General features: G+C 33.8%; 30 protein-coding genes and 1 pseudogene. 25 read left to right on the top strand and 6 right to left on the bottom strand.

Translation table 11 applies throughout. The features are described from left to right. Positions 1-114: 114 nt before the first annotated feature. A complete protein-coding gene (gene nfsA / locus ACYFX0_RS15825; RefSeq protein ID WP_001004528.1) occupies positions 115-849 on the top strand; it encodes an oxygen-insensitive NADPH nitroreductase in 735 nt (244 codons plus the stop codon). Positions 850-1,070: 221 nt separating this feature from the next. Beyond that, positions 1,071-1,322: a hypothetical protein gene (locus tag ACYFX0_RS15820; protein ID WP_003300677.1), complete on the top strand. Its 252-nt coding sequence runs from the start codon at positions 1,071-1,073 to the stop codon at positions 1,320-1,322. Positions 1,323-1,381: 59 nt separating this feature from the next. Here the strand turns inward: ACYFX0_RS15820 and ACYFX0_RS15815 are convergent, their stop codons facing one another. From ACYFX0_RS15815 to ACYFX0_RS15805, 3 genes and pseudogenes are all read right to left on the bottom strand, one after another. Beyond that, a complete protein-coding gene (locus tag ACYFX0_RS15815; protein WP_106081399.1) occupies positions 1,382-2,107 on the bottom strand; it encodes a sulfite exporter TauE/SafE family protein in 726 nt (241 codons plus the stop codon). A gap of 221 nt (positions 2,108-2,328) precedes the next feature. Then, positions 2,329-2,931, bottom strand: a pseudogene (locus ACYFX0_RS15810) (MFS transporter); the annotation flags it as partial. 140 nt (positions 2,932-3,071) lie between these two features. Beyond that, positions 3,072-3,191, bottom strand: coding sequence for a YjcZ family sporulation protein (locus ACYFX0_RS15805; protein WP_000120179.1), 120 nt, complete (start codon positions 3,189-3,191; stop codon positions 3,072-3,074). A gap of 232 nt (positions 3,192-3,423) precedes the next feature. Between ACYFX0_RS15805 and ACYFX0_RS15800 the strand changes: the two genes are divergently transcribed. Together ACYFX0_RS15800 and hfq are read left to right on the top strand one after the other, a co-directional pair. After that, entirely contained in the window at positions 3,424-3,642 is a 219-nt protein-coding gene (locus tag ACYFX0_RS15800) for an aspartyl-phosphate phosphatase Spo0E family protein (protein WP_000291690.1), read from the top strand. 53 nt (positions 3,643-3,695) lie between these two features. Then, positions 3,696-3,884 (top strand): RNA chaperone Hfq, encoded by a 189-nt coding sequence (gene hfq, locus ACYFX0_RS15795; protein WP_000400665.1) that lies wholly within the window; start codon positions 3,696-3,698, stop codon positions 3,882-3,884. Between the two features lie 27 nt (positions 3,885-3,911). Here the strand turns inward: hfq and ACYFX0_RS15790 are convergent, their stop codons facing one another. Further along, positions 3,912-4,514, bottom strand: a complete 603-nt coding sequence (locus ACYFX0_RS15790) for an HD domain-containing protein (protein WP_000400770.1) — start codon at positions 4,512-4,514, stop codon at positions 3,912-3,914. Between the two features lie 172 nt (positions 4,515-4,686). Here ACYFX0_RS15790 and ACYFX0_RS15785 point away from each other — a divergent pair, with 172 nt between their 5' ends. From ACYFX0_RS15785 to ACYFX0_RS15755, 7 genes are all read left to right on the top strand, one after another. Further along, positions 4,687-5,520 (top strand): flagellar motor protein MotP, encoded by an 834-nt coding sequence (locus tag ACYFX0_RS15785; RefSeq protein ID WP_000504191.1) that lies wholly within the window; start codon positions 4,687-4,689, stop codon positions 5,518-5,520. 19 nt (positions 5,521-5,539) lie between these two features. Then, positions 5,540-6,217 carry an OmpA family protein gene (locus tag ACYFX0_RS15780; RefSeq protein WP_000033627.1) on the top strand — a complete coding sequence of 226 codons (678 nt, stop codon included), beginning with the start codon at positions 5,540-5,542 and terminating at the stop codon, positions 6,215-6,217. A gap of 150 nt (positions 6,218-6,367) precedes the next feature. Continuing rightward, entirely contained in the window at positions 6,368-6,736 is a 369-nt protein-coding gene (locus ACYFX0_RS15775; RefSeq protein WP_000940566.1) for a response regulator, read from the top strand. A gap of 129 nt (positions 6,737-6,865) precedes the next feature. Continuing rightward, positions 6,866-8,869, top strand: a complete 2,004-nt coding sequence (locus ACYFX0_RS15770) for a chemotaxis protein CheA (RefSeq protein WP_001192627.1) — start codon at positions 6,866-6,868, stop codon at positions 8,867-8,869. A 173-nt stretch (positions 8,870-9,042) separates the two neighbouring features. Further along, entirely contained in the window at positions 9,043-10,677 is a 1,635-nt protein-coding gene (locus tag ACYFX0_RS15765; protein WP_001115008.1) for a flagellar motor switch protein, read from the top strand. A 29-nt stretch (positions 10,678-10,706) separates the two neighbouring features. Beyond that, positions 10,707-12,095, top strand: a complete 1,389-nt coding sequence (locus tag ACYFX0_RS15760) for a transglycosylase (RefSeq protein WP_106081397.1) — start codon at positions 10,707-10,709, stop codon at positions 12,093-12,095. A 27-nt stretch (positions 12,096-12,122) separates the two neighbouring features. Then, positions 12,123-12,839: a hypothetical protein gene (locus ACYFX0_RS15755; RefSeq protein ID WP_000403964.1), complete on the top strand. Its 717-nt coding sequence runs from the start codon at positions 12,123-12,125 to the stop codon at positions 12,837-12,839. Positions 12,840-12,870: 31 nt separating this feature from the next. Here ACYFX0_RS15755 and cheR read toward each other — a convergent pair whose 3' ends face one another. Continuing rightward, a complete protein-coding gene (cheR, locus tag ACYFX0_RS15750; protein WP_000582876.1) occupies positions 12,871-13,653 on the bottom strand; it encodes a protein-glutamate O-methyltransferase CheR in 783 nt (260 codons plus the stop codon). A gap of 39 nt (positions 13,654-13,692) precedes the next feature. After that, positions 13,693-14,190: a flagellar motor switch protein FliG gene (locus ACYFX0_RS15745; RefSeq protein WP_001020110.1), complete on the bottom strand. Its 498-nt coding sequence runs from the start codon at positions 14,188-14,190 to the stop codon at positions 13,693-13,695. A gap of 143 nt (positions 14,191-14,333) precedes the next feature. Here ACYFX0_RS15745 and ACYFX0_RS15740 point away from each other — a divergent pair, with 143 nt between their 5' ends. The 14 genes from ACYFX0_RS15740 to fliI all read left to right on the top strand — a co-directional run bounded on the left by ACYFX0_RS15740 (position 14,334) and on the right by fliI (position 25,632). After that, positions 14,334-14,798, top strand: a complete 465-nt coding sequence (locus ACYFX0_RS15740) for a YaaR family protein (protein WP_000946318.1) — start codon at positions 14,334-14,336, stop codon at positions 14,796-14,798. Between the two features lie 15 nt (positions 14,799-14,813). Beyond that, positions 14,814-15,266, top strand: coding sequence for a flagellar export chaperone FlgN (gene flgN / locus ACYFX0_RS15735; protein WP_000275875.1), 453 nt, complete (start codon positions 14,814-14,816; stop codon positions 15,264-15,266). Between the two features lie 17 nt (positions 15,267-15,283). Beyond that, positions 15,284-16,582 carry a flagellar hook-associated protein FlgK gene (gene flgK, locus ACYFX0_RS15730; RefSeq protein ID WP_001239717.1) on the top strand — a complete coding sequence of 433 codons (1,299 nt, stop codon included), beginning with the start codon at positions 15,284-15,286 and terminating at the stop codon, positions 16,580-16,582. Positions 16,583-16,616: 34 nt separating this feature from the next. Next, positions 16,617-17,480 (top strand): flagellar hook-associated protein 3, encoded by an 864-nt coding sequence (locus tag ACYFX0_RS15725; protein WP_001266416.1) that lies wholly within the window; start codon positions 16,617-16,619, stop codon positions 17,478-17,480. A 21-nt stretch (positions 17,481-17,501) separates the two neighbouring features. Then, entirely contained in the window at positions 17,502-18,863 is a 1,362-nt protein-coding gene (locus tag ACYFX0_RS15720) for a flagellar hook-associated protein 2 (RefSeq protein WP_460270899.1), read from the top strand. 22 nt (positions 18,864-18,885) lie between these two features. Next, positions 18,886-19,254 carry a flagellar export chaperone FliS gene (locus tag ACYFX0_RS15715; RefSeq protein ID WP_460270897.1) on the top strand — a complete coding sequence of 123 codons (369 nt, stop codon included), beginning with the start codon at positions 18,886-18,888 and terminating at the stop codon, positions 19,252-19,254. Further along, positions 19,244-19,516: a hypothetical protein gene (locus ACYFX0_RS15710; RefSeq protein ID WP_001058075.1), complete on the top strand. Its 273-nt coding sequence runs from the start codon at positions 19,244-19,246 to the stop codon at positions 19,514-19,516. The genes ACYFX0_RS15715 and ACYFX0_RS15710 overlap by 11 nt, the downstream gene beginning before the upstream one ends. 314 nt (positions 19,517-19,830) lie before the next feature. Further along, a complete protein-coding gene (gene flgB / locus ACYFX0_RS15705) occupies positions 19,831-20,289 on the top strand; it encodes a flagellar basal body rod protein FlgB (RefSeq protein WP_003277601.1) in 459 nt (152 codons plus the stop codon). A 21-nt stretch (positions 20,290-20,310) separates the two neighbouring features. After that, positions 20,311-20,724 (top strand): flagellar basal body rod protein FlgC, encoded by a 414-nt coding sequence (flgC, locus tag ACYFX0_RS15700; RefSeq protein ID WP_000484680.1) that lies wholly within the window; start codon positions 20,311-20,313, stop codon positions 20,722-20,724. A 16-nt stretch (positions 20,725-20,740) separates the two neighbouring features. Then, on the top strand, positions 20,741-21,040 hold the full coding sequence (fliE, locus tag ACYFX0_RS15695; protein WP_000701668.1) for a flagellar hook-basal body complex protein FliE: 300 nt from the start codon (positions 20,741-20,743) through the stop codon (positions 21,038-21,040). 22 nt (positions 21,041-21,062) lie between these two features. Then, positions 21,063-22,637 (top strand): flagellar M-ring protein FliF C-terminal domain-containing protein, encoded by a 1,575-nt coding sequence (locus ACYFX0_RS15690; protein ID WP_000413953.1) that lies wholly within the window; start codon positions 21,063-21,065, stop codon positions 22,635-22,637. Positions 22,638-22,650: 13 nt separating this feature from the next. Then, positions 22,651-23,655, top strand: a complete 1,005-nt coding sequence (gene fliG / locus ACYFX0_RS15685; protein WP_000883364.1) for a flagellar motor switch protein FliG — start codon at positions 22,651-22,653, stop codon at positions 23,653-23,655. After that, positions 23,642-24,331 (top strand): FliH/SctL family protein, encoded by a 690-nt coding sequence (locus ACYFX0_RS15680; protein WP_106081396.1) that lies wholly within the window; start codon positions 23,642-23,644, stop codon positions 24,329-24,331. The genes fliG and ACYFX0_RS15680 overlap by 14 nt, the downstream gene beginning before the upstream one ends. Beyond that, entirely contained in the window at positions 24,328-25,632 is a 1,305-nt protein-coding gene (gene fliI / locus ACYFX0_RS15675) for a flagellar protein export ATPase FliI (RefSeq protein ID WP_000088700.1), read from the top strand. The genes ACYFX0_RS15680 and fliI overlap by 4 nt, the downstream gene beginning before the upstream one ends. Positions 25,633-25,666 lie beyond the last annotated feature (34 nt).

Genomic DNA, 25,666 nt, shown 5'->3' with positions numbered 1-25,666 from the left:
ACGTTTTAAAAAAGAGCAATTCAAAAAGAATTGCTCTTTTTGTGCTTATAAGTTGTGAATATTGAAAAAGATATGTTAATTTTTCATTATGAAGAGAAAAAAGGAGTGATTTTCATGAATGAGATGATACATAAGATGGAGCAACATGTTTCAGTTCGTAAATATAAAGAAGAATCAATTCCGAAAGATGTAGTAGAAAAGATGGTGCACGCTGCACAACATGCAGCTTCATCACATTTTGTACAGGCGTATTCTGTTATATATGTAACAGATCAGGAATTAAAAGCTAAACTAGCAGAGCTATCCGGAAATCGCCATGTGAAAGACTGTGCAGCATTTTTTATTTGTTGTGCAGATTTAAAACGACTTGAAATTGCATGTGAAAAACATGGTACAGAGATAAAGCATGAGGGAGTAGAAGACTTTATCGTTGCGACGGTAGATGCATCACTTTTTGCGCAAAACTTAGCACTAGCGGCAGAGTCATTAGGCTACGGTATTTGTTATATTGGTGGTATTCGTAATAATCCGAGAGAAGTGAGCGAATTGCTTCATTTACCGGATAAAGTATATCCTGTATTCGGAATGACAGTCGGTGTACCAGATGAAGAACATGGAGTTAAACCACGTTTACCAGTAGCAGCAGTTCTTCATGAAAATGGATATAATGAACAGAAATATGATGAATTACTAAATGAATATGATGAAACGATGAGCGCGTATTACAAAGAAAGATCATCAAATCAAAAAAACGTAACGTGGACGGAATCAATGAGTTCATTTATGTCCAAAGAAAAAAGAATGCATATGAAAGAGTTTTTAAGTGAAAAAGGTTTAAATAAGAAGTGAGTAAAGAGGCAAACCTGTGATGTGGGTTTGCCTTTTTTGGAAGGAGAAATACCTAAGGCCAGAAAGTTCTTTATTCTTTCTGAACTTAGGTATTTGGTTTGTTATCATATACATAGAAATAAAAATTAATAATTTTTTACAAAAGTGATAGAAAAAGAGAATGAAATGCCAATAGTAAGTAAAAGCAGCTGCTAAAGGGGAACTGAGGAAGGAAGATGCTTATGATTTTCAATTCTGAAGAGGATTTAATTATAGCTATGAAAAAACATGATCAAGATGCTTTGAAAGAAGTGATTGATCAATATGGAAAATTAATTTTGTACATTATTCATAAATCATTAAGTACCCCTATTGAAAAACAATATGTGGATGATTGTTATAACGATGTATTTACTGTCATTTGGTTTAATATCGACCAATTTGATAATGTAAAAAGCGGCATAATAGCCGCTTTTTATCGTTATCACGTTTAAAAATATATCATGATATTTCATTCGAAACCTAATTCTTAATGCATAACCTAAAGCAACTTCTATAATAAATGCAAACTTTCAATAAGAAGATACATACCCGTACAACTTAAAAGGATATACGTAAATATTTTAAAAATCCGTTGATTAAGCCATTTAAAAATAATTTGACCTATAAACAAACCTAAAAATACAATTGGAATGGCATAAAAACTTGATTCCCAAATGGTTTTGTTTGTGCCAGTAAAGAGTATTTGAGTTACTAGACTAATGAAATATATAAACAGATAAAAAGCTAATGTAGTTGCTCTTAACTTCTCTTTTTCAGTATTAGTTCCTGTAAAATAAAGTAACAGGGGTGGACCTGGCATACCGATACTTGTCGTTAAAAGACCAGATAATCCGCCAACTATGAAATCTCTAGATTGTGTTGATCTAACCTTAACGTTGCATATTAGCAACAATGTTAATAGTAAGAGTAGGATGCTAACTGCTAATTTAAAAGTGTTTATGTTAACGGAAATGAAAATTAAAATGCCAAAAGGAACACCAACTATACTTCCAAAAATAAACCTTTTCAGTAGAACAAAATCAACGTCCATTCTTATTTTCCAAATAAGTGAAATGGAGATAATTAAAGATAAAATAATGTTTATTTGTATAGCTTCTTGTGGTAGAAATAACATAAGTAAGAAAGGGGTTGCCATTATGGAAAAGCCAAAACCTGTACTTGCTTGCAGAATAGAAGCCACTAATATAATACATATGAAAATGAATGTGATACTCAAAACAGCCCTCCTATTTAATCAAGTTTAACTAGTTAAAGTCTATTATTTAAGTGCAATGTTTCACAAACTTATTTGTATTTTAACATAAATATCTAGTTTTTTCTCAAATAGTGTTGCCATATAAGGCTCTTTAATTAAAAAATCTGACTTGTATTTTTAAACAATTTTATTATGGGGAAACAAATAAGGAATGGGATCAAAATGTATTGATTATCATTAAATTATTCACTGAGATCCCCGCGATAAAACAAGAACAGCCATATAAAACTTACAAAAATACAGCATGTAGCTAATAAACTGCCAATTATTTGAGGAGAAAGAATTTCTAACAGCCCTCCTGTAAAAAACATAGATAACTGAATAAGAGATCCGTAAACGGAATAATGGAATGAAAAAACTTTACCCATCATATTTTCGTGTGTGTAAGTTTGAAGTAATGTCGTATCAAGTGGAACGAGGATTCCTCCTGCTATGCGCATACAGAATAAAGTAACGATACCGATAATAAGTTGATCGGATAGAATGAATCCGAGAAAGAAAATTCCTTGTAATAATTAGGCTCAACCGAATACTTTTTTCATTTTTTCTTTATTATGAGACATATAAAGATTAACGAGGAGGCTTCCAATCATAAGCCCAATGCCTTGAACTGTATATAAAATTCCAATGTTAGTGTGGAAAATTCTCTCGGCATAGATCGTTAGGAGTAGCTGATAAGCGCCTCCAATAATGCCCCATGAAATGCCGACAAGAATTAATGTTAAAATAATTTTTGTTTGTAATATGTATGTATAACGATCTTTTATATCAGTGAAAAATGTTTCTTATTCCATATTAAACGATATTTTGTTAGTTGAAATCGCAAATAAGAGGGATATAAATTCATACGAAAGTATGAAAAAAACAGCTCAAATATGAGCTGTTTTTCTATATTTTTTCGTTCATTTGTTAAGGATAGGATATATTAATATCCGTATCCGCCGCCACCCCAACAGCTACATCCGATGATGATTAGAAGGATGAATAGTACGATAAGCAAAGCAAATCCACCGCCGAAACCAGCGCAACTTCCACCATAACTCATATGTTTTCCTCCTTTTTAGTAAGTTAATCTATATGGTTCATGGACTACTATATACAGTATGTTTTTTGTATAGAAAACGAGCCAGTCTCATTTATAATTAGACAAATGCCTGTAGATTCATTAGGATTGCATGTTAGTGATTTGTAAATAAACCTTTACGTAATTCATAATTTAGGCATAAAAAATAAAAAGTTGTAAAAAAAACCATTTTCTTATTTTTTTATGAGAGAATATGTACTATAATTTTACAAGTAATATTATGGGAAAAGGGAGTTTTAGTATAGAGATGGAGATGGGACAATTACAAAATAAAATAGAAAACAAAAAGAAAGAGTTAATTCAACTTGTTGCGAGACACGGATTGGATCATGATAAAGTTTTGTTATTTAGTCGTGATTTAGATATACTTATTAATAAGTTTATGAATGGAAAAGACAAAGTGCATAAATAAAAAATTTGTAGTTTTTTATATTAAGATGTTTCACGAGAAGGAGAGGACAGTAATTGGAACATTTACAGGAAGAATTGTATAAACAAATAAAAGAAGAAAAAGGTACAGTTACAATTTTCTTAAAGAGTGGCGTTAGAATAGTAGGAGAAGTTGTTGGAGTAGATAAATTTACAGTTTTAATATTAGTGGATGGAAAACAACAGCTTATTTATAAGCAGGCTATATCAACAATAATGAAATAAGACACTCTTGTTGAGTGTCTTATTTCATTATTGCTTGCATGCCTCAACATCAATACCGGCAGCAATTAACTTCTTTTCTCCATCTTGTTCAATAATTTTTTGTAATTTAGATAGGAAAGAATCAAAGTTTGTATGCTTTGCTACTTGGAATGTCATTTTATGTTCAATTGGTAACCACGTATCAATATCAGCTTCGTTATGTTGGATTTTCACCTCAAGTTTATCGAGTGCATTAGCAACTTTTGCTTCGTACGTTTCTTTCGCTTCAAACTCCATCCATAAGTCATATAATTCCTCACCGAGAGAACTTGTTAATGTTTGTTTAATATTTAAAATAGCTTCTAGTTCATTTTTTTGTTTTTGTAGTTGTAATTCGTGACTATTCATTGTATCAAAAGCAGGGATATCACCAGCTTCGGCTTCGACTAGGTCGTGAATAATAACCATCTTAAGTAATTTCTCAATATTTACTTTTTGATCCAAATAAGGTTCAACTAAAATAGCCATTAGAGACATACGCCATGTATGTTCGGCAACACTTTCTTGACGTCCGTTAGAAAGCCAGCTATGTCGCATTTCATATTTTAGTTTTTCTGCTAATGCAATGACTTGTAAAATGTTGTGTTCCATCGTGATCCTCCTCATTTATCCATACTATAATTCTAATATAGAAATGAAATGTGTCAATTTCATGAGTATATTGCGATAAACAGATGATAAGCGTATAATACATGTTATATGTGAAAACGTATTATTAAAATAAAAAAATGTTATATAAAAATGGAAAGGAAAGGGCAGAAATATGGGAGAGAAAAATCAAGTATTAGCTAGACCACAAAGAAGAAAAAGGAAGTTTGATATTTCTAGCCCAGTGGGCATTATAGTAGGTTTCATTATAGTGATAGCGGCAATTATGCTTGGCGGCGGTGGAATAAAAGCTTTTAAAAACTTTTTAGATGTTTCATCTATTTTAATTGTCATAGGGGGAACAACAGCGACAATTGTTGTGGCATATCGATTTGGAGAAATAAAAAAATATACGAAAAGCATTTTTACTGTTTTACATAGAAGAGAAGAAGATTTAGAACAGTTAACGGATTTGTTTGTCGATTTTTCGAAAAAGTCTAAAAAGCACGGCTTGCTTTCTTTAGAGGTTGATGGAGAGCAAGTAGACAATCCTTTTATTCAAAAAGGAATTCGATTAATGTTAAGCGGTTACGATGAAGATGAATTAAAAGAAGTGTTACTGAAAGATATTGAAACGGAAGTGTATGAGTTAAGAAAAGGAGCAGCATTATTAGATAAAATTGGTGATTTTGCTCCAGCTTGGGGAATGATTGGTACGTTAATCGGTCTTATCATTATGCTCCAAAACTTACAAGATACATCGCAAATTGGTACAGGGATGGCAGTTGCGATGTTAACGACATTATATGGGTCCGTACTTGCGAATATGATTGCAATCCCTCTTGCGGAAAAAGTATATCGTGGTATTGAAGATTTATATACAGAGAAGAAGTTTGTAATAGAAGCAATTTCAGAATTGTATCGTGGACAAATCCCTTCTAAATTAAAGTTGAAACTGGATACATACGTATACGAAACAAAGGTAAAAAAGGTAAAAGGAGCAGCCTAATATTTCAAGGAGTGGTATGATGAGTAAAGGACCGCAAAAGGGATCGCCTCGTTGGATGACGACTTTTACAGATTTAACAATGTTATTATTAACTTTCTTTGTATTACTAGTTGCTACATCAAAGCAAGATGCAGTAAAATTGTCAAAGATGCTTGAAAAGTTTAGTGATACGGGGCAAGTAGATGCAAAAGTAATGGAAAATACAATACCGGATATTTCACATGAAAAAAATGATGAAAAGATGATCTCAAAAAAGAGAATGGATGAATTATATAAGAAGTTAAAAGCGTATGTAGATAATAACGGTATTAGTCAAGTGAATGTATATCGAGAGGATACAGGGGTAAGCGTCGTTATAGTAGATAATTTAATATTTGATACAGGCGATGCAAACGTTAAGCCCGAAGCGAAAGGGATAATAAGTCAATTAGTTGGATTTTTTCAATCCGTACCTAACCCAATTGTTGTAGAGGGACATACAGATAGTAGACCTATTCATAACGAGAAATTCCCTTCAAATTGGGAGTTATCTTCAGCACGAGCGGCAAATATGATTCACCATTTAATTGAAGTGTATAATGTGGATGATAAAAGGCTAGCTGCGGTAGGATATGCAGACACAAAGCCAATTGTACCAAATGATTCACCGCAAAACTGGGAAAAAAACCGTCGCGTTGTTATTTATATAAAAGAGTAGTATATTATTATTTTAATAATAAAATAATAAAAATACGAAAATTCTTTTAAAAAAATATTAAATTTTATCATTTTATTTTGTATAATGAGTGAGAATGATAAGGTGAAATATTAAGATATATTTATACATAGAAGGAGAGAATTAAAAAGAATGGCACATAAAATTTTAGTAGTAGACGATGCGATGTTTATGCGAACGATGATTAAAAACTTATTAAAAAGTAATGCTGAATTTGAAGTTATTGGCGAAGCAGAGAATGGGATAGAAGCAATTCAAAAGTATAAAGAACTTCAACCTGATATTGTAACATTAGATATTACTATGCCAGAAATGGATGGGCTTGAAGCATTAAAAGAAATTATTAAAATTGATTCAAGTGCAAAGGTTGTCATTTGTTCTGCGATGGGACAACAAGGTATGGTATTAGATGCAATTAAGGGCGGGGCAAAAGACTTTATTGTAAAGCCATTCCAAGCGGATCGTGTAATTGAAGCTTTAACAAAAGTAGCAAACAGTTAATATAGAAGGGGTGCCACAAGGAATCAAAACAGTGATAGCGGATCGACGTGTGGCCCCCTTTTTTCTCATTATAAAACACTAAATTGTTATACATAAATGAAATGTTTGTTAGACAGGTAGGGGATAAAAATGCAAACAGATCTATTAAATATATTTTTTGAAGAGTCAGAAGAACATTTACAGTCGCTAAATGAAAATGTGCTAGTGTTAGAGCAAAATCCTGCTGATATGGATGTTGTAGGAGAAATATTCCGCTCCGCTCATACATTCAAAGGTATGTCTGCGAGTATGGAATTTACAGAGATGGCTGATTTAACGCATAAGATGGAAAATGTGTTAGATGAAATTCGTCATGGGAATATAGTTGTAAATGCGGATATTATTGATGTGATTTTTGAGTGCATTGATAATTTGGAGAAGATGGTTGCAGATGTGCAACAAGGTGGAATGGGCAATATTGATGTAGTCTCAACTAAACAGAAATTAGAAGCATTATTGAACGGCAATGTAGAAACTACTACGGAACGTATAGAGCAAAATCATATAGACAACGATGATGCAGTTTCACATGAAGTGCATATAACAGTTGAACAGCAAGCAATTTTAAAAGCAGTACGTGCCATTATGTGTATTGAAGCATTACAAAATGTGGGGAATATACAAAAAACAGCTCCGAGTATTGAAGAAATTGAAGCAGATGCTTTCGGATTTGAATTTACAGTATTTATGGATACGGATTGTAGTATAGAAGAATTGAAACAAGTAGTACTTCATGTTTCTGAAATTGAGAAAGTGGAAGTAAAGCAAGGAGAACCTATATCGAGGGAAGTAGCTTCTAAAAAAGTCGTTACACAAGAAGTTGTGCAAGTAGAAGAAACGCTACAACCAGCTGTGGCTACGCAGGTAGAATCACCGATAGTGGCAACGAATCAGCCAGCTAAAAGTACTACAAAAACGAAAAATGCTAAAGTGGAGAATCGTTCAATTCGTGTTCAATTAGAGAAAATCGAAAGATTAATGAATATGTTTGAAGAAAGTGTAATTGAACGTGGGCGCATTGATGAATTGGCTCAAACGATTCAAAACAAGGAACTAATTGAACATTTAAATCGATTAGGCGATATTTCAAAAGATATTCAAAATGTACTATTAAATATGCGTATGGTGCCAATTGAAACTGTGTTCAATCGTTTCCCGCGTATGGTACGTATGTTAGCGAAAGATTTAGGGAAAAAAATCGATTTACAAATTACAGGTGAAGATACTGAAGTAGATAAAATTGTTATTGATGAAATCGGTGATCCGCTCGTTCATTTAATTCGAAATGCAATCGATCACGGTGTTGAAACTGTTGAAAAACGACGTGATGCAGGTAAAAATGAGACAGGTACTATTAAATTAGAAGCCTTTCATAGTGGAAATCATGTCGTTATTCAAATTACGGATGATGGAAACGGTATTAATAAAGGGAAAGTATTAGAAAAAGCGATTAAAAATGGCGTTGTAACTGAAGCAGATGCAAATAGATTAACAGATCGTGAAGTGTTTGATCTTATTTTCCAACCAGGATTTAGTACAGCTGAAGTTGTATCAGATCTTTCTGGACGCGGTGTCGGATTAGATGTTGTAAAACATACGATTCATAGTTTAGGTGGACATTTAATCATTGATTCTGAGGAAGGAAAGGGAAGTACATTTAGAATTGAACTTCCGTTAACGTTGTCTATTATTCAATCTATGCTTATTCAAACGAATGATAAGCGTTATGCTTTACCTCTTGGAAATATCGTTGAAGCAATTCGAATTAAGAAAGAAGACATCCAATCCTTACAAGGAAAAGATGTGTTAAATTATCGTAATCAAATTATTGAAGTGAAACATTTAAGTACTGTATTTGGTGAAAAAACAGTAGATGAGGCGTTTGCGTCATATGATGGTCAAATGGTTCCTGTGTTAATTGTTCGTAATACACATCGCAGCTATGGACTTATTGTAAACACAATTATCGGTCAAAGAGAAATAGTCTTAAAGTCATTAGGTGACTTCTTTGCAGAGAGTTCTAATTATTTCTCTGGTGCGACGATTCTCGGTGATGGACGAGTGGTCCTCATTTTAAACCCAGAAGGTTTATAATAGGAATGAAGGAAAGCTCCCCACTTGTATACAATTGGGGAGCTTTTTGACTAATCGTTACTACTCTAATAATGGCAATAAATACATATTAACGTTTTATATAATAAGTTTGCTAAAATCAAATGAGAGTTTATATCATTTGATAGAAAAACAGAAATGAGGAGGCAGGGAAAATGCCTGAGCAACACACAAAAGGGGATACGAGCACGATTGTGCTAGAAAAAGAAAATGAGCATTTAACGCCTCAAGAATGCGATATTCTTGGCGAAATTGCAAATATATCATTTGGTTCAGCTTCGACTGTATTATCAACAATTTTAAATAGGCAAGTAAGCATTACTGCTCCTCGCATAGAGTTGGTAGATTTATATGATTCAAGAGATGTCGAAGTTCCACATGTTGTATTAAACATTCACTTTACAAAAGGATTAGATATGGAAAACCTTCTTGTCCTTAAGCAAGATGTTGCATTGTCTATTGCTGATTTAATGATGATGGGAACAGGCGAGGTGGAGGACGGAAAAGAACTTGGTGAATTAGAGCTAAGTGCTGTACAAGAAGCGATGAATCAAATGATGGGATTCGCAGCTACATCTATGTCGGAATTCTTCCAAGATACAGTAGATATGTCTCCGCCGACGATTAAAGTTGTAAAGTTATCAGAAGAAATGGAGAAAATCTCTGAAATCGATGGAAATCATACGATTGTTAAAGTGTCGTTTGATTTAAAGATAGATAATCTTGTAAACTCTAAACTTGTACAAATTGTTTCTGTTGAGCATGCGAAACAAATGGTAAATAAATTAATGCAATTATCTGGTGGAGTAGAAGAAAAAGACGAGACAGCAGAAGTAGTGGAAACTGAGATTGTAGAAGAAGTTGAAAAAGAGCATTTAACACAAGAAGAGAAAGATGTGCTTGGTGAAATTGCAAATATTTCAATTGGTTCCGCTTCAACAGTATTGTCAACGCTTTTAAATCAGCCAGTTACAATTAGTACACCAAATGTGGAAGCAATCAATGTTCGGCATTATGATGGAGTACCAGTACCATTTGTTATTTTAAATGTCGACTTTGTTGAAGGGCTAAAGAATGAGAATGTATTCGTATTTACAAAAGATGTCGCCTTAACAATGGTAGATTTAATGATGATGGGAACAGGGGAAGTTGATCCGGAAAAAGAGTTGACTGAATTAGAACTGAGCGGTATTAAAGAGATTATGAACCAAATGATGGGGCATGCTGCTACGGCGATGTCAGAAATGTTTCAAGAAAAAATGGACATGACGCCGCCAAATGTTAAATTTGTAACGTTAAAAGAAGAAATGGAGTATTTGGGAGAGTCAATGGAAGTGGACGAACTCGTTCAAATTACGTTCAATCTTGAAATTGGCGATCTGCTTCAATCGAAAATGTATCAAATTTTGCCAATTTATGAAGCGAAAGAAATGGTAAGGCGACTTCTGTATCCAATGGTGGAAGAAGAGATTGCAACAGAAGAAATTGAAGAAGAAAAAATTGTAGAACCAGTTGTGCAACCTATTGAATTTAAAGAAGTAAAACAAATGGAGCCAGTATATATGGACACGTCCATTCTACAAAATGTAGAAATGAACGTGAAATTTGTATTTGGAAGTACAGTGAAAACGATTCAAGATATATTAAGTTTACAAGAAAATGAAGCAGTTGTACTAGATGAAGATATTGATGAACCGATTCGTATTTATGTAAATGATGTATTAGTGGCGTATGGTGAACTTGTAAATGTAGATGGATTTTTCGGAGTAAAAGTGACGAAATCACTATAAGGCAATGAAATAGGAGTTTGAACTAGTAGATGAAAAACGTAAAGTTTTTTCTAATGAGTTGGCTATGCATACATGTGTGCTTGTTCTTCCCCTTGCAAAGTCAGGCTGAGGAACAAATTGAGCCAGATCAAAAAATAAATGAAGTGAATGTACAAGAAGAAAAGTCAGAGCAAGTGGAAACGAAACAAGATGAAGAGAAACAAAAAGAAGTAGAACAAAAAGAAGTAAAACAACAAGAAGTAGAACAAAAAGAAGTAGTAAATAAACAATTGGGTGAAAGAAAGATAGAAACGGAACAAGGAATTGTTACAGTAAATAAGCCGGAGCTTAAAGTTGGCGAAGAAGTGCGAATTGCTGTAGAACCAAATGGGAAAAACATTCAAAGCATGAAAGGTATATTGCAGTTACAAAAAAATGGCGAGCAATATGCGCAAGAAAGAATGCTATCTTTTGAGTATGATGAAGAAACGAAGAGCTGGGTTGCTAACTATAAAGCAGGGGATTTTGATTTGCAAGGTGATTGGAATCTTCAGCTCTTTCAAAGTTACAAAGAGAATGAGAAAGAAGACCTCATAAAAAATGAATTGAAAGTCCCGCTCATTCGTATTAAAAATGAAACGCCTACTATAGATAAAGAATTGCCAAAGTTACAGGAAGTTACTATTGATGAAGTAAAAGAAAACTTAGTTGAACGAAAACAGGGAGATTCTATACATATACGAGTAAAAGCGTCAGATATAGAATCGGCTGTAAAAGAAGTGCGCGTTACATTAAAAGGGAAAGAAAATAAAGAGCTTTCGTTTTTATTAGACTACAACAAGTATGATATGGATTGGCAAAAAGTATTTGAAATAACAGAAGAATTGCCAGCTGGGCCATACGAATTACATGTAGAGATAATAGATGCAGCAGGTAATAAACTTGTTGAGGAAAGTGAATATACCATTTCTATTTTGGCGCCAAAAAACGAAGATGACAAAAAGATAGAAGAGAAAGAGAAAGAAGATAAATTAGATAATAAACTAGAAAATGAATTAGAAGATAAGAAAGAAAATGAGAAGCAAGAGGATTTGAAAGTCAAAAACCCGCTTCCAGAAGAAAAATTACCAGTTGTTCAAATTCCGAAGCAAGATGAGAAAGTAAATAAGTTTATAAAAGAACCGTTGAAAGAGAAAGAGGAATTTACTTACGTCATAAAAGAGCCGTTCGAAGACAACAAGGAAGTACATAAGGCGAAGGACCAAAAAGAGAAAAATAACAAACAAGTTGCCTCTAAAAAGAAAGAACAAAAAGAAGAATCAAAAGACAAGAAAGAAGAAAAAGGTGAACAGGGAGTACAAGCTTCGGATGTGTTTACTATCATGTCAGGTTTATTCGTACTGTTTTTAGTTTTAAAGAGTAATAAAGAATGGGGCTAATTATTTCATAGTAGTGGAGGCGCTTAAATGGAGATTAAACGTACGACAATTGAAGATAAGACGCTACAACCATTAAAACAGCCTGCAGCTATTTCGGAGCATGAAATCCAGAAAGAACGAAAGCGTAGCAATTTAGTGTTTACTGGACAGTCTAAAATTATTTCGAAAAATAATGAAATAGGTATTTTACTTGCAAGTTTAAGTGATGGAAAGATTATGAAGGAAATGCTTTCTAAAGAGATGGATACAGTGTTACAACTTTTTAAAAAGCTACATACGTTATCTGGAGAAGGTAAGCAAACAGAAAAAATATTTGAACAAGTAATTAGAAGCCTACAAGGGCTTGTTAAGCAGGCGCATATAAAAGACCTTCCTTTGTTAGATGGAACATATGATTTCGCTGAAGTACAACTATCATTTGGTAGAAAAGTACATATTCCGTTACTAGATGTGAGCGCACTTATTTCTAGAGTGGAAAGTGATTCTTCAGAAGGAAATATAAATTTGATGGTAACGGTTATTACTGCTTATATAACGAAATTGTCTAACGAAACAATTTTAATTAGCGTTACAGACCGCATTGCTAAAGATCGGGATGTAAGTGTATGGAGAGCGCTTGCGGAAATGAACATGACACAATTATCACAGGCATTGAAACAAACGATGCAAGAACATAAATGGTCTATGACGTTTCTTTTTCTCTTCATATGGATTGTCGGTATTATTTTAATTCGAGTTATGTAAAAAGGTCGTCACTCCATTGTGACGACCTTTTTTATATTTTTTCGTAGAAGAATGTATCAAATCGCTGAAGATTGTAACGCTCGGGTGTTAAAATTTGTTCCGTACTACCAACAAATAGTACACCGCCTTTTCGTAAAGAACGACTAAATTTTTCGTAAAGTTTTACTCTTGCTTCTTCTGTGAAATATATCATTACGTTGCGACAAATAATCAAATCATAATTTGTATCGAACGACTGCATTAAAAGGTCATGTTGTTTAAACGAGACGTTTTGTTTAATGTTTTGATGCAATGAATATAGATCATTCTCTTTTGTGAAATGACGTTCTTTCAAATCATTAGGTAATTCCTTTAACGAACGTTCTGTATATTGACCGCGTTTTGCAGTTTCTAAAATATGAAAATCAAGATCTGTTGCTTGAATTTCAAAACGAAATGGAGCTAGATGCTTTGATAAAATTAAAGAAAGTGTATACGGTTCTTCACCAGCAGCGCAAGCGGCACTCCATACCTTTAATTTTCCGCTATTTTGTTCGAGTAATTTAGGTAGTGCTTTCGACTCTAAAGTTTGCCATCGTTCTTTATTTCTAAAAAACTCTGAAACGTTAATTGTAATATAGTCAATAAAATTTAAAAATAAATTTTGATCAGCACGTAATTTGTTTAAAAAATTAGTGTAGTTTTCAAAGCCTTTTCTCGAAATGAAAGCATCGATTCTACGGCGCATTCTATCTTGCTTATACGAAGCGATATCCATATTGAATTGTTGTTTAAAACTCGCGATAAAATGATCATAATCTTGTTCAATTATCATATTTACAATGGGCACAATAATGATATTGTGCCGCCCCCTTTACATCATACGAATTTTTTGTTCAAAGCTTTTTTTCATTTGCTTTTCATGTAATCCTGGTAAATCATAAATGACAGCATCAATACCTGCTTCTTTTGCAACATCGACAGGGATGACAGATGTATGTTTGTCCCCATTATAAAAACAGAGAACTAAATCAGTGTCTTCAATAATTTGTTTAACAAAAAACATATAATCTGATCGGTAAATGGAGTCAGAAGGATGATCGAAAGCAACATATTCGGCTCCGTGTTTTTTTAAGTAATCAACGACTTCTTGAAATTCATCTGTTATTGCTTGCAATGGTTGCAGCGTGTAAAGGCATAAATTTTGAGCGAGTCTTTCATTCTCAACGAAAAAACGAAGAACCTCATTTTCAATAGATTTATAACATAATATGTAAATTTTATGTTTGTGAGCATAGTCAGTTAAAAATTTTTTGATTTCTTCTTGATCTAATGCTGTTAATTGATTTGAACCACAAAGGAAAATATTCATAGAATTGTGCCACCTCATGCTAAATTGTAACATATCTTTTATAAAAAATAACTGCAAAATATTACTGTTCAGAGTATAATTATAAATAACTGGATTTTACGATTAAGTTTAGGAAGAAATAAAAAAATAAATAGGTGATATATATGCTACGTTCTATCTCGCATAATCCAATTTTATCGCATATACCGCCTGCTACTCAAATGCCGAAAGATGCAAATGTCAGGACAGGACTTGCATTTTCGGATAATTTGCATGCAGATCCGAAAAAAGATAAATTACTAGAACAAATGGAAGCGTTTGTCGATAATATTGGAGAAATTAAAGAAAAAATTGAAATGGAATTAACGCTTGATAATGTAATGGAATACAAAAATACAGTAAAATCATTTTTGAATTTTTACGTTGATAATGTATTGCAGTATAAAGATGTCATGTCTCGTCACCCACGTTATGGATATTCACAGAAAATGACGATTGTGAAACAGGCAGAAATGGGATTGAATGAATTAGAAGATGTTATGAATTTAATTAATACGAAAACAGGACATTTAGAAATGTTAAATCAAATTGGAGAAATCCATGGTTTAATTGTGAATTTAGTCTTGTAAAAGGAAGGAAGCTATATGTACATACAATTATATGAAAAACTCGTTATTATACAAAAGGCGTATGAAAATATTCAAGCGCTTGGAGAGCAAATATATGAGAATTTAAAAAATAAAGATATAAATGCAGTTCAAAAGTTACAAGTAGAACAATTGCAGTACATTGATGGTTTAAAAGGACTATCTAGCTCATTCGAAGAAATGGTTGTTCAGTTTTGTAAAGAAAAAGATGTTGAAGCATCTCGTGTAAGTGCATTATTTTCGTATTTTTCTCAAGAAGAAATTGAAAAAATGGAAGAATTACAAAAAAACGTAACTGAATTAGAAGAGAATGTAAAAATGATTCTTTTGAAAAATCAATATTACTTAAACGTACTATTAAAAACTACAGAAAGTATTGTGGATTCTGTTTCTGAATATAATTTAGAGCGAAACAATAATTCGCAAATCTTTATGAATGAACTATTGTAAAGGAGAAGTGAAGCTTTATGAGATTATCTGATTATAATACACCGCTATCAGGGATGCTAGCGGCTCAAATGGGATTACAAACAACGAAACAAAACTTATCTAACATTCATACACCGGGTTATGTGCGTCAAATGGTGAATTACGGATCTGTTGGAGCAAGTAATGGTCATACGCCAGAACAGAGAATTGGTTACGGTGTACAAACGCTAGGTGTTGACCGTATTACTGATGAGGTAAAGACGAAGCAGTTTAATGATCAATTATCTCAGCTCTCTTACTATAACTATATGAATTCGACTTTATCACGTGTAGAGTCTATGGTTGGAACGACAGGAAAGAATTCATTATCTAGTTTAATGGACGGTTTCTTTAATGCCTTTCGTGAAGTGGCAAAAAATCCAGAACAACCAAACTACTACGATACATTAATTTCTGAAACTGGGAAGTTCACAAGTCAAGTAAATCGTCTTGCGAAAAACTTAGATACAGTGGAAGCGCAGACGGCAGAAGATATTGAAGCGCATGTTAATGAATTTAATCGTCTTGCTGCTAGTTTAGCAGAAGCGAATCATAAAATTGGACAAGCAGGTACACAAGTGCCGAATCAACTTTTAGACGAACGAGATCGTATCGTTACAGAGATGTCTAAGTATGCAAATATAGAAGTATCTTATGAATCTATGAATCCTAATATCGCGAGTGTTAGAATGAATGGTGTTTTAACAGTAAATGGACAAGATACATATCCACTTCAATTAAATAAAGAAAAAGACCCAATGTCAGTTGAGATTTACGGTTCAGAAATCTCCGTAACTAGCGGGGCGATAAAATCAGCGATTGATACGAAAGCGAAGATTGTTGAGTATAAAAAAAATCTTGAAGACTTAATGAGTTCGATGAAAAATCAAGTGAATACAGTGATGGGAAAAGATTTCTTCGTTGGAGATCATGCGAAAGATATGAAGTTAAATCCAGAATTCCAAAAAGATATTTCGAAAATGAAAATATCTGCTGAAACAGCAAATAAACTAGCAGCAATTACAGATGGAGATTATAAAGAAGGTCTTTCTTATAAACAAGCATTAGACCAATTTATAGTTCGTGTAGCTTCTGATAAAAGTGCAGTGAATGCTTATCAAAAAATTCATGGGGACTTATTAGAAGGCATTCAGCAAGAAAAGATGAGCGTTGAAGGGGTAAATATGGAAGAGGAAATGGTAAATTTAATGGCCTTCCAAAAATATTTCGTGGCGAACTCTAAAGCTATTACTACGATGAATGAAGTGTTTGATAGTCTATTTTCGATTATTCGATAGTAATTGAATGAAAATATATAAGGAGGAGATAGAAATGAGAGTATCTACATTTCAAAATGCAAACTGGGCAAAGAATCAGTTAATGGATTTGAACGTGCAACAGCAATATCATCGAAATCAAGTAACTTCAGGGAAGAAAAACCTTCTTATGAGTGAAGATCCACTTGCAGCGAGTAAGTCATTTGCGATTCAACATTCATTGGCGAATATGGAGCAAATGCAAAAAGATATAGCGGATTCGAAAAATGTATTAACACAAACTGAAAATACTTTACAAGGTGTTTTGAAATCTTTAACAAGAGCAGATCAATTAACAGTACAAGCATTAAGTGAGCAAAATGGTGAAAAAGAATTGAAAGCAATCGGTGCAGAGATTGATCAAATTTTAAAACAAGTTGTATATTTAGCGAATACGAAAGAGCAAGGCCGTTATATTTTCGGTGGTGATAGTGCAGAGAATCCACCATTTACAGAAGATGGTACATACCAGGGCGGAAAAAATGATGTGAACTGGCAACTAAATGACGGTTATGAATTCAAGGCGTTCCGTAACGGAGAAGCATTATTATCCCCGGTTATAAAAACGTTAAAACAGATGAGCGAAGCGATGCAAAAAGGTGACCAAAAAGCGTTACAACCGTTATTAGGGGAAAATAAGAAAAACTTAGATGGCATCATTAACCGTACAACTGAAGTTGGTTCAACAATGAACACGATGGAGACGTTTAAAACAATTTTAAGCGAGCAAAATTTAGCGCTTCAAGAAAACCGTAAAGAAATTGAGGATGTCGATTTAGCGGTCGCAATTTCTGACTTAGCATATATAAATGCAACGTATGAAGCGACGCTTAAAGCAGTTAGTACGATGAGTAAAACGAGCATTTTAGATTATATGTAAACGAATAAGGAGTGATACAACATGGCAGGAACATTAACAGGTATTGGCGGTAGACAACAAATTTGGAACCTAGGAAATAATATGATTGATACTTCTAATCTTGTAGAATTAGAATTGCAAGCATTAAATATGAAAAAAACACCGTATACAACGGAAAAACAACAACTTACACAAGATAAACAATTATATACAAGTTTAAAAACAGAATTTAGTTCTTTTACACAAACATTTAAAAACCTAGCATCATTTAAAGGGAATGAAAAAAAAGTTTCAACAACACAGGATGGCTATATTAATGTAATAGCTGATGGCGGAGCGATCTCAGGAACATTCAATATGACAATTAAGCAACTTGCGCAACGCCATCAAATTGCTTCAAATGATATTAAAATTGATGAAAAATTACCTACAGAAGAAACATTGGAAATTAATGGGAAACCACTTAAAGTAACAACGGATATGACTTATAAGGACTTAATTAATAAAATTAATGATGGTGACTATGGTGTTTCTGCATATACGCTTGGTGGCAAAGTATTTATGTCTGCTAAAAAAGAGGGAATGGGAGGCGAAATTAAGTTTACAAGTGAAAAATCTGATTTGTTCCAAAAAATGGGCTTATCTACAGTGGATGGTAAAGCAGTGAACGTCGTTAATGAAGCACAGGATGCAATATACAGTATTAATGGCATTGAAGGAAAAAGTGCTAGTAATACAATTGAAACACTCCCTGGTGTAAAAGTGGAGTTATTAAAAGTAACTGAATCGAAGGTATCGGACGGTGGAACTGGTACAGACACAAAAGGAATAGATTTAAAATTTACAGTAAGTGATTCAAACGTAACAGAAGCATCCAACCTTATAAAAAAAATGGTGGCAGATTATAATAAAGCGGTTTCTACAGTAGATCTTTTTGCTGGAAAAGATGGAGCCTTCCAGGGACAAGTAATTATGCAAAGTATACGCCAAGTAATGAATAGTGTTGTAACATTTTCTCAAGATGATAATTATTTATTTACTTTTGGTATCCAAATAAAGCAGGATGGGACATTAGAAGTCGATGATGAAACTCTAACAAAGGCATTAAAAGAAAAGCCAGATACAGCTAAACAATTTTTCTTTAGCTCAAATGGTTTAGGAAAAATGATGGAAGCCCCGCTTGAAAAGCTTTTCGGTGATAAAGGTGTCGTTGGGGAACGAGTAAAGAGTATAGATTCGCGTGTAAGTGATTTAGATAGAAAAATTAGCGATATTGATATGCAAAATAAACAAAAACAATATGAAATTGTGAAAAAGTATCAAAAACTAGAAAGTACATTAGCGGCGCTTGATAGCCAACTAAAAACAATTAAAGCAATGACAAAACAAAAAAGTGATGATTAATGAAAGTTGAGGAAGTGATCGTATGCAAGCATGGCAACGTTATATGCAAAATGATATTATGACGAGTAATCCGATTAAAAATACAATTTTTATTTATGAAAGATGTATTGTAAAGTTTCGTAATTTAGAAGAACTTTTACATACTTTTAAACTACAAGAAGGGGACGCACTTCTTGAAAAATTAGAACGTATTTTTGAAGAACTAAAGCTTCAATTAAATCCTGAGATTACGAAAGATTTATATGATAGTCTATATGGTTTATATGACTGGATTAGCATTCAAATTCAAACGATGAAAGTCACGCGTGAAGTAAAAGATATTGATGCCATTGTGCAAGTGCTACAGGATTTAATAGACGGATACCGTGGAGCGCTTGAAAATGAACAATGATATTTATCGAACGTTTGTCGGCTGTTTTAATGAAATCGGTGAATTGCAAGTGTCAGATGAAGAGTTTGCTGAGAAGAGTGAGATGTTAAATCGTTGGATGATGACACTAGATGAAGAAAAACGTACGCAAGTTGCAGCAGAAGTAAGCCCATTCATTATTAAGGCAGCTCAGCATATCCGAGATAAGCAAAAGATTTTGGAAGAAATGATTATGGCAAATGATGGGCGAATGAAGGCTAATTCATTTTACGGTAAATATTAATAATAACGTTTAGAAAAAGATTCCCCTTTTAAAAGGGGGTCTATTCCTTCGTTTAAATAAAGAACTCCGCTGATTGAGGTTTCATTTTATGACTGTGATGAAAAAATAGTAATCTAAATAATAGAAAAATGGATTTTAGTTTATAGTTCATATATTGAAATGTTGTATAGATTACTGGGTGTATACAGTTTTTTGCATTCTTTTTTATATTTTTGTATTTTTCTAAAGACAATAATGGAAAAATGGAATAAAATATGTAAGGGTACATAATAGTAAATATTTTAATAAACACATATAAGAAAATAAATAATGAAATGAAACTTCTATCAGTGGATCATTACGTTAGAAAAGAAAGGGTGTGGAATATGCCAGATTTAGTGAGTGATGTAAGCCATTATATGAATTATTTAGTGACGAAACGAAATACTGTTTCTAGTAATATTGCAAATGCGAATACACCTGGCTATAAAGCACAAGATGTAACATTTGCTGAGCAGATGAATAAAAGTAGTGCATTATATAAAAACAATGCGGCTGATTTAAAGAGCAATCCAGATTTATATCAAACGAATGAAATGCACTTGCCGACAGTAAATACGAAAAATACATATGCAAAGATTCAAACAAAATCAATGCAAACGAATAAAGACGGAAATAGTGTGGATGTAACGACAGAAATGCTAGATTTAATGAAAACAAATCAGTTATACGGTATTTCAGTTAACGCAATTAATACACAATATGCAATTAACCAAGCGGCACGCGGACGTTAAAAGTAGAAGGAGAGACAACGGATGTTTCAGGCAATTAATGCAAGTGGCTCAGGGCTAACGACAGCGAGAAAGTGGATGGAAGTTACTTCTAACAATATTGTAAATGCAAATACGACGGCGGCTCCGGGGGCAGATTTATATGAGCGTCGTAGTGTGGTGCTAGAATCAAACAATAGTTTTGCAAGTATGCTAGATGGGGCTCCTACTAACGGAGTAAAGATAAAAAGTATTGAAGCAGACAAAACGGAAAATTTAGTGTATGATCCGACGCATCCGCACGCAAATGAAGAAGGATATGTACGTTATCCAAATATTGATGTAACTGCTGAAATGACGAATGTTATGGTTGCTCAAAAAATGTATGAAGCAAATACGAGTGTATTAAATGCAAATAAAAAAATGCTTGATAAAGATTTAGAAATCGGCCGAGGATAAGGGGGAAGATGGTAATATGAAAATCCAACCAATGTTACATACACAACCATTTGGAGCAATTCAGTCAATTGGTGCACCGAAAACTTCTGAAACATCTGTAGCTCCGGGGAAAAAGTTTATTGATTTATTGGAAGATATGAATCAAACGCAAAACAATGCACAAACAGCAGTATATGATTTACTAACTAAAGGGGTAGGAGAAACACATGACGTTTTAATTCAGCAAAAGAAAGCTGAGTCTCAAATGAAAACGGCTGCTCTCGTACGTGATAATCTTATTGAAAATTATAAGTCACTAATTAATATGCAAATTTAGGAAAGTGGACGGGTGTGTTTAAATGGAAAAGATGAAAAATGTTATCCAATCATTAAAAACGTGGCATAAGTTAGTAATTGGTGCTGCGCTTTTAGCGATTGTAACAGGAGCACTTTTATACTTCACCTTGCCAGATAAATATGTTGTTGTATATCAAAATTTAAATGATACAGATAAACAAGAGATTACAGCAGAATTATCGAAGTTAGGTGTCGATTATCAATTAGCGGCCGATGGTTCGATTCGTGTGCAAAAGAATGATGCTCCATGGGTTCGAAAAGAAATGAATGGGATGGGCTTACCGTTTAATTCGAAAAGCGGTGAAGAAATTTTATTAGAAAGCTCTCTCGGTTCAAGTGAACAAGATAAAAAAATGAAGCAAATTGTCGGTACGAAGAAGCAATTGGAACAAGATATTGTAAGAAACTTTGCGACAGTTGAAACGGCAAATGTTCAAATTACATTGCCTGAAAAAGAGACAATTTTTGATGAAGAAAAAGCGAAAGGAACAGCGGCGATTACGGTTGGAGTGAAACGTGGACAATTGTTAACAGCTGATCAAGTTGCAGGTATACAGCAAATGATTAGTGCAGCGGTTCCTGGTGTGAAAGCAGAAGAAGTAAGTGTTATTGATAGTAAAAAAGGTGTTATCTCAAAAGGAGCAGATGAAGCACATTCTAGTAGTTCCTCTTCTTATGAGAAAGAAGTAGAGATGCAGCACCAACTTGAAGGTAAATTAAAGCAAGATATTGATGCAACGTTAATGACGATGTTTAAACCGAATGAATATAAAGTGAATACGAAAGTATCTGTAAACTACGATGAAGTTACACGTCAGTCAGAGAAGTATGGTGATAAAGGTGTACTTCGTAGTAAACAAGAGCAAGAGGAAAGCTCTACTGCGCAAGAAGGGGCAGATACGAAGCAAGGTGCTGGTATTACAGCGAACGGTGAAGTGCCAAACTACGGTACGAACAATAATCAAAATGGTAAAGTTGTCTATGATAATAAAAATGGTAACAAAATCGAAAACTATGAAATAGATAAAACAGTTGAAACAATTAAGAAACACCCAGAATTAACGAAAACAAATGTTGTTGTATGGGTAGATAATGATACGCTAGTAAAACGTAGAATTGATATGACAACTTTTAAAGAAGCAATCGGAACAGCGGCAGGACTTCAAGCTGATCCGAACGGTAACTTTATAAATGGTCAAGTTAACGTTGTAACTGTTCAGTTCGATCAGCCGAAAGCTGAAAAAGAGAAAGAGCCAGAAAAAAGTGGTATGAACTGGTGGTTATTCGGTGGAATTACAGCTGGCTTATTAGCGATTGGTGGCCTAGTATGGTTCTTATTAGCAAGACGTAAGAGAAAGAAAGAAGAAGAGGAATATGAAGAATACTTAGCAGAAGAGGAAATTGCTGCAAGTAATGAAAGTATCTTGGAAATTCCTGAAGAAAAAATAGTGCCAGAGCCAAAACCTGAACCAGAAGAACCGAAAGAACCAACGTTAGATGAACAAGTGCAGGATGCTACGAAAGAACATGTAGAAGGAACTGCAAAAGTAATTAAAAAATGGTTAAACGGACAGTAAGGGAGGAACAACGATGTTAGATGAAATCTCCTCCAAAGAAAAAGCTGCCATCCTTATTCGTACATTAGAAGAAGGGGTGGCAGCAAAAGTCATTGAATATATGACAGCTGAGGAAAAAGAAGTATTACTTCGTGAAATCGCAAAGTTTCGTGTATACAAACCAGAAACGTTAGAAAATGTACTAGGAGAGTTCTTATATGAACTAAATGTAAAAGAATTGAACTTAGTCACTCCAGATAAAGAATACATTCGTCGCATATTTAAAAACATGCCAGAAGACGAACTGGAAAAATTATTGGAAGACCTTTGGTATAACAAAGATAATCCGTTTGAGTTCTTAAATTCACTTACAGATTTAGAGCCACTTCTTACAGTGCTTAATGATGAGTCACCACAAACAATTGCAATTATCGCTTCTTATATTAAACCGCAACTTGCGTCTCAATTAATTGAGAGATTGCCAGATCATAAGCGCGTTGAAACGGTAATGGGTATAGCGAAGTTAGAACAAGTTGATGGTGAGTTAATTAATCAAATTGGTGAGTTGTTAAAATCGAAATTAAATAATATGGCATTTAGTGCAATTAATAAAACTGATGGCTTGAAAACAATCGTAAATATTTTAAATAATGTTTCACGAGGTGTTGAAAAAACAGTCTTTCAAAAGCTGGATGAAGTCGATTATGAGTTATCTGAGAAAATTAAAGAAAATATGTTTGTCTTTGAAGACTTACTTGGTCTTGAAGATCTTGCGCTTCGCCGTGTATTAGAAGAAATTACAGATAACGGTGTTCTTGCGAAAGCACTTAAAATTGCAAAAGAAGAAATTAAAGAGAAATTATTTACATGTATGTCTTCAAACCGTAAAGAGATGATTCTAGAAGAATTAGATGGCTTAGGACCGCTTAAGATGACGGATGCTGAAAAAGCGCAGCAAACGATCACTGGTACAGTGAAAAAGCTAGAGAAAGAAGGAAGAATTATCGTTCAAAGAGGTGAAGAGGATGTCCTTATTTAAAAACAGAATTCCGAAGAATTCTGTTTCTTTTTCTGAAGAAACGTATGAATTACAATTTCCAAAACCAGCTTCAGTTCAAATAGAAGAGCAAGAATTACAAGCAGATCATGCAGAACTTCGTGCCCAGCAAGAATCATTACATATGGAAATGCATCAGCTAAGGCAAGAGCAGCAAATGCTAGAACGAGAGCGTCAGCAGTTATTACAAGATAAAGAACAATTTCAAATGCATATTCATGAACAAATGGAACAGATGGAAGCAGCGCGTGTGCAGTTTCAAAAAGAACAACAAGAAACAGCATATGAATGGACAGAGTTATTATGGGATCAGTCATTTCATTTAGCAGAAAAAATCGTGAATCAAGCGGTAGATTCACGATTGCTTGATGTGTTACCTATTTTAACTGGCATCGTGCAAACATTGCCAACTTCGTTTGAAAAATTAATCATTACAGTACATCCAGAAACGTTTGAACGTATTCAAGAAGAGAAGGAGAATACGAAAGAATATTGGTTACTACAATTAGTAGAATGGAAATATGATTTCTCCTTGCAGTTTGGTGAATTTGTTCTGGAAGAAGAGAAAGAGTTCTTTGAATTTAAATTTGCACCTATATTTGCGAAACTTCGTCAGAAATGGGAAGAAGAGAAGTTATTTGAGGAGCAAAATGTATGAGCCGCCTGTTAATGAATGAGAACGAAAAATGGAATAAGTTTATTAAAACACCGCTGTATACGAAAGTAGGCAAAGTTCATAGTGTACAAGAACAGTTTTTCGTAGCAAAAGGGCCGAAAGCGAAGATTGGTGATGTTTGCTTCGTTGGAGAACATAACGTCTTATGTGAAGTGATTGCCATTGAAAAAGAAAATAATATGCTACTTCCATTTGAACAGACAGAAAAAGTATGTTATGGAGATTCAGTGACATTAGTTTCAGAAGATGTTGTTGTACCACGTGGTAATCACTTGCTCGGAAAAGTGTTAAGTGCAAATGGTGAAGTGTTAAATGAGGAAGCTGAAAACATTCCATTACAGAAAATAAAACTAGATGCACCACCTATACATGCATTTGAACGTGAAGAGATTACCGATGTATTTGAAACAGGAATAAAATCAATTGATTCTATGCTAACAATTGGTATCGGTCAAAAGATTGGTATTTTTGCTGGGTCAGGTGTTGGTAAATCAACTTTACTTGGAATGATAGCAAAAAATGCAAAAGCTGATATAAACGTTATTAGTTTAGTAGGGGAACGTGGCCGGGAAGTAAAAGACTTTATTCGAAAAGAGTTAGGCGAGGAAGGTATGCGAAAAAGCGTCGTTGTTGTAGCGACGTCAGATGAAAGTCATCTTATGCAACTTCGTGCAGCGAAACTCGCAACGTCTATTGCTGAATACTTCCGTGATCAAGGTAATAACGTATTACTTATGATGGACTCTGTTACTCGTTTTGCTGATGCACGAAGAAGTGTTGATATTGCTGTTAAAGAGTTACCGATTGGTGGTAAAACACTGTTAATGGAAAGTTATATGAAGAAGTTGTTAGAGCGGTCCGGAAAAACACAAAAGGGATCTATAACAGGTATTTATACGGTGCTTGTTGATGGGGATGATTTAAATGGTCCTGTGCCAGATTTAGCACGTGGTATTTTAGATGGACATATCGTATTAAAGCGTGAGCTTGCAACGCTTAGTCATTACCCTGCAATTTCAGTATTAGATTCAGTAAGTAGGATTATGGAAGAAATTGTTTCGCCACATCATTGGCAACTTGCAAATGAAATGAGAAAGATTTTATCAATTTATAAAGAAAATGAATTGTATTTTAAGCTAGGAACGATTCAAGAAAATGAAGAAAATGCTTATATTTTTGAATGTAAAAATAAAGTAGAAGGTATAAATACATTTTTAAAGCAAGGTCGATCGGATAGTTTCCAATTTGATGATATCGTTCAAGCGATACACCATATAGTATAAGGCCTCTGCCTAAGAGGTCTTATTTTTTTGTTTT

The organism is Bacillus sp. NEAU-Y102 (assembly GCF_054788175.1).
This window is presented reverse-complemented; position numbering and strand designations above follow the sequence as displayed.

Coding starts and splice junctions, on each gene's coding strand:
- nfsA (WP_001004528.1), top strand. CDS start 115: ATGAATGAGATGATACATAAGATGGAGCAACATGTTTCAGTTCGTAAA.
- ACYFX0_RS15820 (WP_003300677.1), top strand. CDS start 1,071: ATGATTTTCAATTCTGAAGAGGATTTAATTATAGCTATGAAAAAACAT.
- ACYFX0_RS15805 (WP_000120179.1), bottom strand. CDS start 3,191: ATGAGTTATGGTGGAAGTTGCGCTGGTTTCGGCGGTGGATTTGCTTTG.
- ACYFX0_RS15800 (WP_000291690.1), top strand. CDS start 3,424: ATGTACTATAATTTTACAAGTAATATTATGGGAAAAGGGAGTTTTAGT.
- ACYFX0_RS15790 (WP_000400770.1), bottom strand. CDS start 4,514: ATGGAACACAACATTTTACAAGTCATTGCATTAGCAGAAAAACTAAAA.
- ACYFX0_RS15785 (WP_000504191.1), top strand. CDS start 4,687: ATGGGAGAGAAAAATCAAGTATTAGCTAGACCACAAAGAAGAAAAAGG.
- ACYFX0_RS15780 (WP_000033627.1), top strand. CDS start 5,540: ATGAGTAAAGGACCGCAAAAGGGATCGCCTCGTTGGATGACGACTTTT.
- ACYFX0_RS15775 (WP_000940566.1), top strand. CDS start 6,368: ATGGCACATAAAATTTTAGTAGTAGACGATGCGATGTTTATGCGAACG.
- ACYFX0_RS15770 (WP_001192627.1), top strand. CDS start 6,866: ATGCAAACAGATCTATTAAATATATTTTTTGAAGAGTCAGAAGAACAT.
- ACYFX0_RS15765 (WP_001115008.1), top strand. CDS start 9,043: ATGCCTGAGCAACACACAAAAGGGGATACGAGCACGATTGTGCTAGAA.
- ACYFX0_RS15760 (WP_106081397.1), top strand. CDS start 10,707: ATGAAAAACGTAAAGTTTTTTCTAATGAGTTGGCTATGCATACATGTG.
- ACYFX0_RS15755 (WP_000403964.1), top strand. CDS start 12,123: ATGGAGATTAAACGTACGACAATTGAAGATAAGACGCTACAACCATTA.
- cheR (WP_000582876.1), bottom strand. CDS start 13,653: ATGATAATTGAACAAGATTATGATCATTTTATCGCGAGTTTTAAACAA.
- ACYFX0_RS15745 (WP_001020110.1), bottom strand. CDS start 14,190: ATGAATATTTTCCTTTGTGGTTCAAATCAATTAACAGCATTAGATCAA.
- ACYFX0_RS15740 (WP_000946318.1), top strand. CDS start 14,334: ATGCTACGTTCTATCTCGCATAATCCAATTTTATCGCATATACCGCCT.
- flgN (WP_000275875.1), top strand. CDS start 14,814: ATGTACATACAATTATATGAAAAACTCGTTATTATACAAAAGGCGTAT.
- flgK (WP_001239717.1), top strand. CDS start 15,284: ATGAGATTATCTGATTATAATACACCGCTATCAGGGATGCTAGCGGCT.
- ACYFX0_RS15725 (WP_001266416.1), top strand. CDS start 16,617: ATGAGAGTATCTACATTTCAAAATGCAAACTGGGCAAAGAATCAGTTA.
- ACYFX0_RS15720 (WP_460270899.1), top strand. CDS start 17,502: ATGGCAGGAACATTAACAGGTATTGGCGGTAGACAACAAATTTGGAAC.
- ACYFX0_RS15715 (WP_460270897.1), top strand. CDS start 18,886: ATGCAAGCATGGCAACGTTATATGCAAAATGATATTATGACGAGTAAT.
- ACYFX0_RS15710 (WP_001058075.1), top strand. CDS start 19,244: ATGAACAATGATATTTATCGAACGTTTGTCGGCTGTTTTAATGAAATC.
- flgB (WP_003277601.1), top strand. CDS start 19,831: ATGAAACTTCTATCAGTGGATCATTACGTTAGAAAAGAAAGGGTGTGG.
- flgC (WP_000484680.1), top strand. CDS start 20,311: ATGTTTCAGGCAATTAATGCAAGTGGCTCAGGGCTAACGACAGCGAGA.
- fliE (WP_000701668.1), top strand. CDS start 20,741: ATGAAAATCCAACCAATGTTACATACACAACCATTTGGAGCAATTCAG.
- ACYFX0_RS15690 (WP_000413953.1), top strand. CDS start 21,063: ATGGAAAAGATGAAAAATGTTATCCAATCATTAAAAACGTGGCATAAG.
- fliG (WP_000883364.1), top strand. CDS start 22,651: ATGTTAGATGAAATCTCCTCCAAAGAAAAAGCTGCCATCCTTATTCGT.
- ACYFX0_RS15680 (WP_106081396.1), top strand. CDS start 23,642: ATGTCCTTATTTAAAAACAGAATTCCGAAGAATTCTGTTTCTTTTTCT.
- fliI (WP_000088700.1), top strand. CDS start 24,328: ATGAGCCGCCTGTTAATGAATGAGAACGAAAAATGGAATAAGTTTATT.